Source organism: Thermobispora bispora DSM 43833 (genome assembly GCF_000092645.1).
Lineage (GTDB): Bacteria > Actinomycetota > Actinomycetes > Streptosporangiales > Streptosporangiaceae > Thermobispora > Thermobispora bispora.
The window spans coordinates 3,185,115-3,191,885 of the sequence record NC_014165.1 but is presented as its reverse complement, the minus strand read 5'-3'; the positions used below and the strand labels follow the sequence as shown (position 1 = coordinate 3,191,885).

At 71.1% G+C, this 6,771-nt stretch carries 5 protein-coding genes; all 5 read left to right on the top strand.

What is annotated here, in order from left to right:
* The first annotated feature begins 95 nt into the window (after positions 1-95).
* On the top strand, positions 96-2,195 hold the full coding sequence (locus TBIS_RS13520) for a UvrD-helicase domain-containing protein (RefSeq protein WP_013132961.1): 2,100 nt from the start codon (positions 96-98) through the stop codon (positions 2,193-2,195).
* 282 nt (positions 2,196-2,477) lie between these two features.
* Complete coding sequence (locus TBIS_RS13515) at positions 2,478-3,221, top strand: dienelactone hydrolase family protein (RefSeq protein ID WP_013132959.1); 744 nt, start codon at positions 2,478-2,480, stop codon at positions 3,219-3,221.
* A 173-nt stretch (positions 3,222-3,394) separates the two neighbouring features.
* On the top strand, positions 3,395-4,069 hold the full coding sequence (locus tag TBIS_RS13510) for an HAD family hydrolase (RefSeq protein ID WP_013132958.1): 675 nt from the start codon (positions 3,395-3,397) through the stop codon (positions 4,067-4,069).
* A 506-nt stretch (positions 4,070-4,575) separates the two neighbouring features.
* Entirely contained in the window at positions 4,576-5,100 is a 525-nt protein-coding gene (locus tag TBIS_RS13505) for a hypothetical protein (protein ID WP_013132957.1), read from the top strand.
* Between the two features lie 328 nt (positions 5,101-5,428).
* Entirely contained in the window at positions 5,429-5,932 is a 504-nt protein-coding gene (locus TBIS_RS13500; protein ID WP_013132956.1) for a hypothetical protein, read from the top strand.
* Positions 5,933-6,771: the final 839 nt, after the last annotated feature.

The window sequence follows — 6,771 nt, the reverse complement described above, 5'->3', positions numbered from 1 at the left end:
CTACCTGAGCTTTATGAAATTGTCACACTGACTATGGCGGTCTGTGTAGATATGATCGCGGTCGGTAATTGAAGAAGCACGCGAAGGGTAGGGAAATGGCGCGGCTCGGGGTCTACCGGGAGTTCCTCCGGGACTTCGTCAAGCTGGAGAAGCCAGTTCAGGACCAGGTCATCGAGGTCTTCTCGAAGTTCGAACACGCCACGTACGCCGGGCTGCACCTCGAGGCCGTGAAGAACGCCCGGGACGACAGGATGCGGACCATCCGCATCACGGACTTCTGGCGCGGCGTCGTGCTCGCCCCGGAACGCGGGGACCTGTACGTCCTGCTCAACGTGCTCCCGCACGACAAGGCGTACGAGTGGGCGAGCCGGCGGGTGGTCACGGTGAACGCGGCCACCGGGGCGATCGAGCTCCGCGACCTCGTCGCGATCGAGGAGCACTCCCGCGCCCTCCCGTCCGCTCCCACGGCCGCGCGGCCGCTCCTCGCCCACGTCAGCGACGCGGACCTGCGCCGCCTCGGCATCGACGAGCAGGTGCTCGCGCTCGCCCGCACGTTCACCACCGAGGAGCAGCTCGACAAGGCGCAGGCCTTCTTCCCCAAGCAGCAGCACGACGTGCTCGTGGGGCTCGCCTCCGGCATGACGGTGGACGAGGTGTGGGCCTGCCTCCCCGCGCCCGCCGTCCAGCCGGAGCAGATCGACCGCGAGGACGTCGCCGCGGCGGTGGAACGTTCCCCCGAGCAGGTCCTCCTCGTCAGCGGGCCCGAAGAGCTGATGCACGCCTTCGCCAAGCCCTTCGCCCTGTGGCGCGTCTACCTCCATCCCGTGCAGCGCGATGTCGCCTACGGCTCCTTCAGCGGGCCGGCGCAGGTCACGGGCGGTCCGGGCACCGGCAAGACCGTCGTCGCGCTCCACCGTGCCAAGCACCTGGCAGAGCGGTCGGACGAGGAGCGCTCCGTGCTCCTCACCACCTACATCCGCACGCTGCCCGCCACGATGGAGGAGTCCCTCCGGCAGCTCATCGACGACGAGGCCGTGCTGCGCCGGATCGAGATCCGGCACATCGACGGCCTTGCGTACCGCCTCGTCACCGGCGGCAAGGGCAGCCTCGCCGTACTGCCGGAAGAAGATGTGACGTCGCGCTGGAAGCGAGTGATGCGGCAGCTCGGCCTGCCGTCCCGGTTCAACGAGACGTTCCTCGCCAACGAGTGGCGCCAGGTGATCCTCAGCCAGGGGATCACCTCTCTGGAGGAGTACCAGCGGGCACCCCGCCCCGGGCGCGGCAGGCCACTCGGGGCGCTGCAGCGGGCGCAGATCTGGGAGGCCGTCACCGCCTTCACCGAGGGCCTACGCGCCGACAACGTCTGGACGTACGAGACGATCTGCCTCGAGGCGACCCGGCTGCTCCAGGCGGGGGAGCGCAAGCCGTACCGGCACGTGATCGTCGACGAGGCGCAGGACCTGAGCCCGTGGCACTGGCGGCTGATCCGGGCCGCGGCCATCCCCGGCCCCGACGACCTGTTCCTGGCGGGCGACACGCACCAGCGGATCTACGGCCACCGGCTCTCCCTGCGGCAGCTCGGCATCGACGTCACCGGGCGGTCCACCCGGCTGAAGATCAGCTACCGCACGACCGCGGAGATCCTGCGCTGGAGCCTCAAGCTCCTCGGCGAGGGCCCCATCGACGACATGAACGGCGGGGTCGAGACGCTCGCCGGATACCGGGCGGAGGTCCACGGCGAGGAGCCGATGCTCAACGGCTACCCGAACCAGCCGGCCGAGCTGGAGGCGCTGGTCGCGACCGTCCGGCGGTGGCTGGACCACGGGGTCATGCCCGGTCACATCGGCGTGGCCGCGCGGTCGAACATCCTCGCCGACCAGGCCGTCACCAAGCTGAAGAGCTGCGGCATCCCCGCGATCTCCCTCGCGAAGCGGCAGCCCGGCGAGGACGCGGTGAGCGTGGGCACCATGCACCGGATGAAGGGCATGGAGTTCCGGTGCGTCGCGGTGATCGGGGTGAGCGACCACCTCATGCCGCCGCAGTCCGCCATCACCGCGGAGGACGAGGACCCCGTCGCCCACCAGCAGGATCTCCAGCGGGAACGGTGCGTGCTCTTCGTCGCCTGCACCCGGGCCCGGGAGGAGCTCGCGGTCTCCTGGCACGGCAGCCCCAGCCGGTTCCTCCCCCTTGATTGATGGGCTTGATTGATGGGCTTGCCCGGATCGTTGGCGGGCGGTGCCGGCGGAGCGTATCGGCTCCCGAAGGCGCACCACCGCCGGTCACCCGGACGGTGCTCTCGGCGGCGGGGTCACCGCCGCCAGCGCGCCGAGCGCCTCGGATTCGGCGTACCCGGCCGCGGCGATGTCGCCGCTTGCGGGGATTGCGCCCCCGACCGGGTTCACCTGCCGTCTCCGCGCGGCTCGGCACCCGGCGGGGCGTTGTGGCACGCCCGGCGCGCCATGCCGCACAGTGGAACCATGTGCCACAGCAACGACAGCAGGCCACCGGCCCCACCGGAGATCGGCCCGGTCGCCGAGCACGGCCCGATCACCCTGACCTCGTCCGACGGCAGCCGGCTTCCCGCGCATTTCGCGCTGCCCGGGCGGACGCCGCGCGGCCGGATGATCGTGCTGCCCGACGTGCGCGGGCTGCACCCGTACTACCGGGACCTCACGGTGCGGTGCGCCGAGGCCGGGTTCGCCACGGTGGCGATCGACTGGTTCGGGCGGACCACCGAGGACGACGAGCGCCCCGACGACTTCCCGTGGCGGGAGCACATCCCCAAGGTCGAGCCCGCGCACGTGGCCGCCGACGTCACGGTGGCGCTCGAGCACCTGGCCGGGCGCGGGGTCACCGGGCCCGCCTTCACCGTGGGCTTCTGCTTCGGCGGCAGCCAGTCGTGGCGGCTGTCCGCCGGGGACGTGGACCTCGCCGGTGTGATCGGCTTCTACGGCCGGCCGATGCTGGTCCGCGACGTGATCCCGCGGATGCGCCGGCCGATGCTGCTCCTCCTCGCCGGCGATGACGCGGTCACCCCGGCGGAGGAGTTCACCGCGTTCACCGCCGAGCTCGCCGCCGCCGGCGTGCCGTACGAGGCGCACACCTACCCGGGTGCGCCGCACTCCTTCTTCGACCGGTCGTTCGGCGAGTGGCAAGAGGCCTGCGCCGACGCGTGGCGCCGCATCCTCGACTTCACCGCCCGCCACGGCGCCGCCGCCTGACCCGTGCCACGGCCCGGTCTCGTGCCGTACGGCCCGGCGCGCCGTACGGCACGGGCCGCGCGGACGGCGGGCGGCCTGGGGACGACCGGGCAGTGTGATCGAATCTCCGCGTTCGCCCGTCCAAGGTACGTAGGGTGCCAGTGGGAACCCATTGACCGAACAGGATGGGCGGGATGCGGATCGAGGCGGTCTTCTTCGACGTAGGCGAGACTTTGGTCGACGAGACCCACGAGTACGGCACCTGGGCCGACTGGCTCGGCGTCCCCCGGCACACCTTCTCCGCGGTCTTCGGCGCGGTGCTCGCGCGCGGCGGTGACTACCGGGAGGTGTTCCAGCACTTCCGGCCCGGGTTCGACCTCACCGAGGAGCGGGAACGCCGCGCCCGCGCCGGGCAGCCGGAGACGTTCGGCGAGGAGAACCTCTACCCCGACGCCCGGCCCTGCCTGGCCGAGCTGAAGGCCATGGGGCTGCGGGTCGGCGTGGCCGGCAACCAGACGGCCCGGGCCGAGCGGATCCTGCGCTCGCTCGACCTGCCCGTGGACGTCATCGGCACGTCCGACGGCTGGGGGGTGGAGAAGCCGGACCGGCGCTTCTTCGAGCGCGTCGTCGCCGAGGCCGGGTGCCCGCCGCAGGCCGTGCTGTACGTCGGGGACCGGATCGACAACGACATCCGGCCCGCCCTGGAGGTGGGGTTGCGGACCGCTCTGGTACGGCGGGGCCCGTGGGCCCACATCCTCGATCCGGCGGGGGTGGCCGAGCGCTGCCTGTTCCGCATCGATGCGCTCAGCGAGCTGCCCGGGCTCGTGCGCAAGCACAACTCCGAGTACGAGGCCGGCGCGCGGCGCTGAGCCCCGATCCTCGCCGCCGAGCCGCCTGGGGAGCGCTCACCTGGGCGGTGGCGGGCCGGTGCGCACCGCGGCCGGTGGAGTGAGATCTCTTCGCCGATGACGGCGATTCCATATTCGCGGGGCCCGGCGTGATAGCGACTCCTTGTTTTTCGTCCATTACCTTCGGCGGGCTTCTCGTGCTTGGAAGTCCCTTTATGGCGGTCGCGGCCATCGTCTCGTACCGCAGGCCGCAAGCGTGCTCGGCCGATGCCCCGTGACCGTACCGCGGTGCGGTCGCCGGTAGGGGTCTCGTCCCGCGCCCGGGTGAGCCGGTCGAGCGGATCCCCGCAGGTCGCAGCGCCCTTCCGTTTGTCAGTGCAATTTGTCACCGGGCCGGGGAAACGCAGGCAGATTCAGGTGCAAAATTGCACAGTCCCGAATCTCTATCGCGCATTACCGCGCATGGCTAGATTTGCGGCCGGAAAGCCGGTCAGCCGATTCCCGGCACAGTTGGAAAGGAGCAGTCCATGCGTCAGCTGATCTCCGGTCTGGCCGCCGCGGTATTGCTCGCGGGGACGTCGGCGGTCACGGTCGTGGCCACCGCGAGGCCGGCGTCGGCCGCCCCGGCCTCGGTCAGCGCCGCCTCGGCCCTGCCGACCTGCCGGGGCACCCGGATCATGCACCACCCCGTTTACACCACCCGCGGGCTCAAGGCCGCGTACATCCACGTCTTCTACGACAAGCGGACGAGGATCGCCTGTGCGTTCATCAACTCCACCAACGCCACCTGGGGAACCCGGAAGCACATGGTGATCACCTTGAGGTACTGCAGTGCCCCCAGCTCTTGGTACGCGCATTGCCCTGGACAGCGTCAGTGGGGCAGCCGGAGCGGCTGGTACAGCGGTCGTAGCCAGACCGTGCACTTCCGCCTCGCCAGCAGCGGCTACCTCAAGGCCGAGGGCGGCGTCTCCTGGGGCCAGCACTCCGGCGTGAGCGTCACCCCGTCCAAGTTCTTCGGGGTTGGGGGTGCGGCTCGGTGGGTTTTCGGGTGAGTGAACCAATCGCACTGCCCGGCGCGCGCTAAGCGCGGAGCCGACCGTCGGTGATATGGACGGCGTTCCGGGTGCGCACCCGCGGGGTGGCACCCGGAACCCACACCGGGAGCAGCCCGCATCCGGAGCCCGGCCACCCCGGGGAAGACGGGCTCGAGCAACCGGCGGTGAACCGGAGCCGCTCGCAATAACGCAGGTAGCCGCGGGTGCAACAAAGCCGCAAAGTTGCGCGATTGTTGCCCTCTGTCATGCGTTGCGCACCCGTGGTTACCGTTGCGGCGGAAAGTCGATCTCCGCAATCCCCTTCCGCGACGCAAGGAGGTATGCCATGCGTTCTCTCCTCGCCGTTCCCGCCGCCGCGGTGTTGCTCGCCGGAACGTCGGCGGCCACGGTCGTCGCCACCGCGAAGCCGGCGTCGGCCGCCCCGGCCTCGGCCAGCGCCGCCTCGGCCCTGCCGAGCTGCCCGGGCGTGCGGGTGATGCGCCAGCCGATCTACACCAACCGCAAGGTCAAGGCCGCGTACATCCACGTCTTCTACGACAAGCGGACGGGCCGGGCCTGCGCGTTCGTCAACTCGACCTACGCCACGTGGGGCATCCGGAAGCACATGTCGCTCCGGCTGTGGCACTGCGTGGGCCTGGTGAACGGGTACTGCCTCACGTCGCTCGCCACCCCGTCCCGGAGCGGCTGGTACAGCGGCCGGAGCGGCACGTTGACCGTCAACCTCTCCAAGGGCTGCGTCAAGGCGGTCGGCACCGTCTCCTGGGGTGGGCAGCGCGGCGAGAGCACGACCAAGGCGTTCTGCGTGCGCAGCTCCGGGGGATGGGTGTGAACCGGCGCGGCCCGGCCAGCTGAACGAGGGCCGGTGACCGGCATCTCCGGGCGCTCGCCCGCGCGGCGGCGCCCGGCACGCCCTGCCGGAACGCGCCTCGGGATACCGCGACCGCTCGTTGATCGGCCCGGCTTGAACAGAGCTCGAACAGAGCTCGGCGTGACAGGAGTCGAGTGTTCGTGCCGGCGCGCCCAGCGGCCGTGCGCCGGTCGCCGGGCGCGTGTTCTCTGTTCGAGCGGTACGGCATGCCGGTCGCGGCCGTACCCGCCTGGAACGCCGTGTGAGGACGGACGCCGGTAGCGGCCGTGACGACGACGGCGGGGGCAGGGGCGGCCGAAGGATCCTCACCCGGAGGGTCACGGAACCACCGCGCCGGCCGCCGTCCGCTTGCCGGTCACACCCGGAGTGAACCGAACAGCCCGGTCCCGCATGCGGCCCGGTCACCGGCCGGGCGCGGGCCGGGCCTTTCTCATGCCCGCCGGGCTTTCGTGTCTGAATCGTGCATCCGGGTGGTCGCGCGATTCCGATCACCGACGCCTATTTCGCTGACGTCCATTTCTCAACCCGCCGGTTCTCCGGTGCCGGAGACCGCCTATCCGCTCCGCACCGCCGCACGGCGATAATCCGCGCCCCCGGGCTCCGGCGTATATCGCAGGTTTCCCCGCACCGCCTTTGTCACCGGGCGGATCGCCTCGGCCGGCCGTCGGCGGCCAACGGGGACCGGTGGGGGATGGCGCGGGCGTTCCGGCGAGGCCTCGGATCGTTCTCCCTGGTACTGAAGGTGTGACGGCCATGGGTGGGCCGGCTCGGGCGAGCCGGAGGGCGCGCTTCCGGCGCCG

Excerpts from the sequence above, each read along its gene's own strand:
- TBIS_RS13520 (WP_013132961.1), top strand. The coding sequence starts at position 96 with ATGGCGCGGCTCGGGGTCTACCGGGAGTTCCTCCGGGACTTCGTCAAG.
- TBIS_RS13515 (WP_013132959.1), top strand. The coding sequence starts at position 2,478 with ATGTGCCACAGCAACGACAGCAGGCCACCGGCCCCACCGGAGATCGGC.
- TBIS_RS13510 (WP_013132958.1), top strand. The coding sequence starts at position 3,395 with ATGCGGATCGAGGCGGTCTTCTTCGACGTAGGCGAGACTTTGGTCGAC.
- TBIS_RS13505 (WP_013132957.1), top strand. The coding sequence starts at position 4,576 with ATGCGTCAGCTGATCTCCGGTCTGGCCGCCGCGGTATTGCTCGCGGGG.
- TBIS_RS13500 (WP_013132956.1), top strand. The coding sequence starts at position 5,429 with ATGCGTTCTCTCCTCGCCGTTCCCGCCGCCGCGGTGTTGCTCGCCGGA.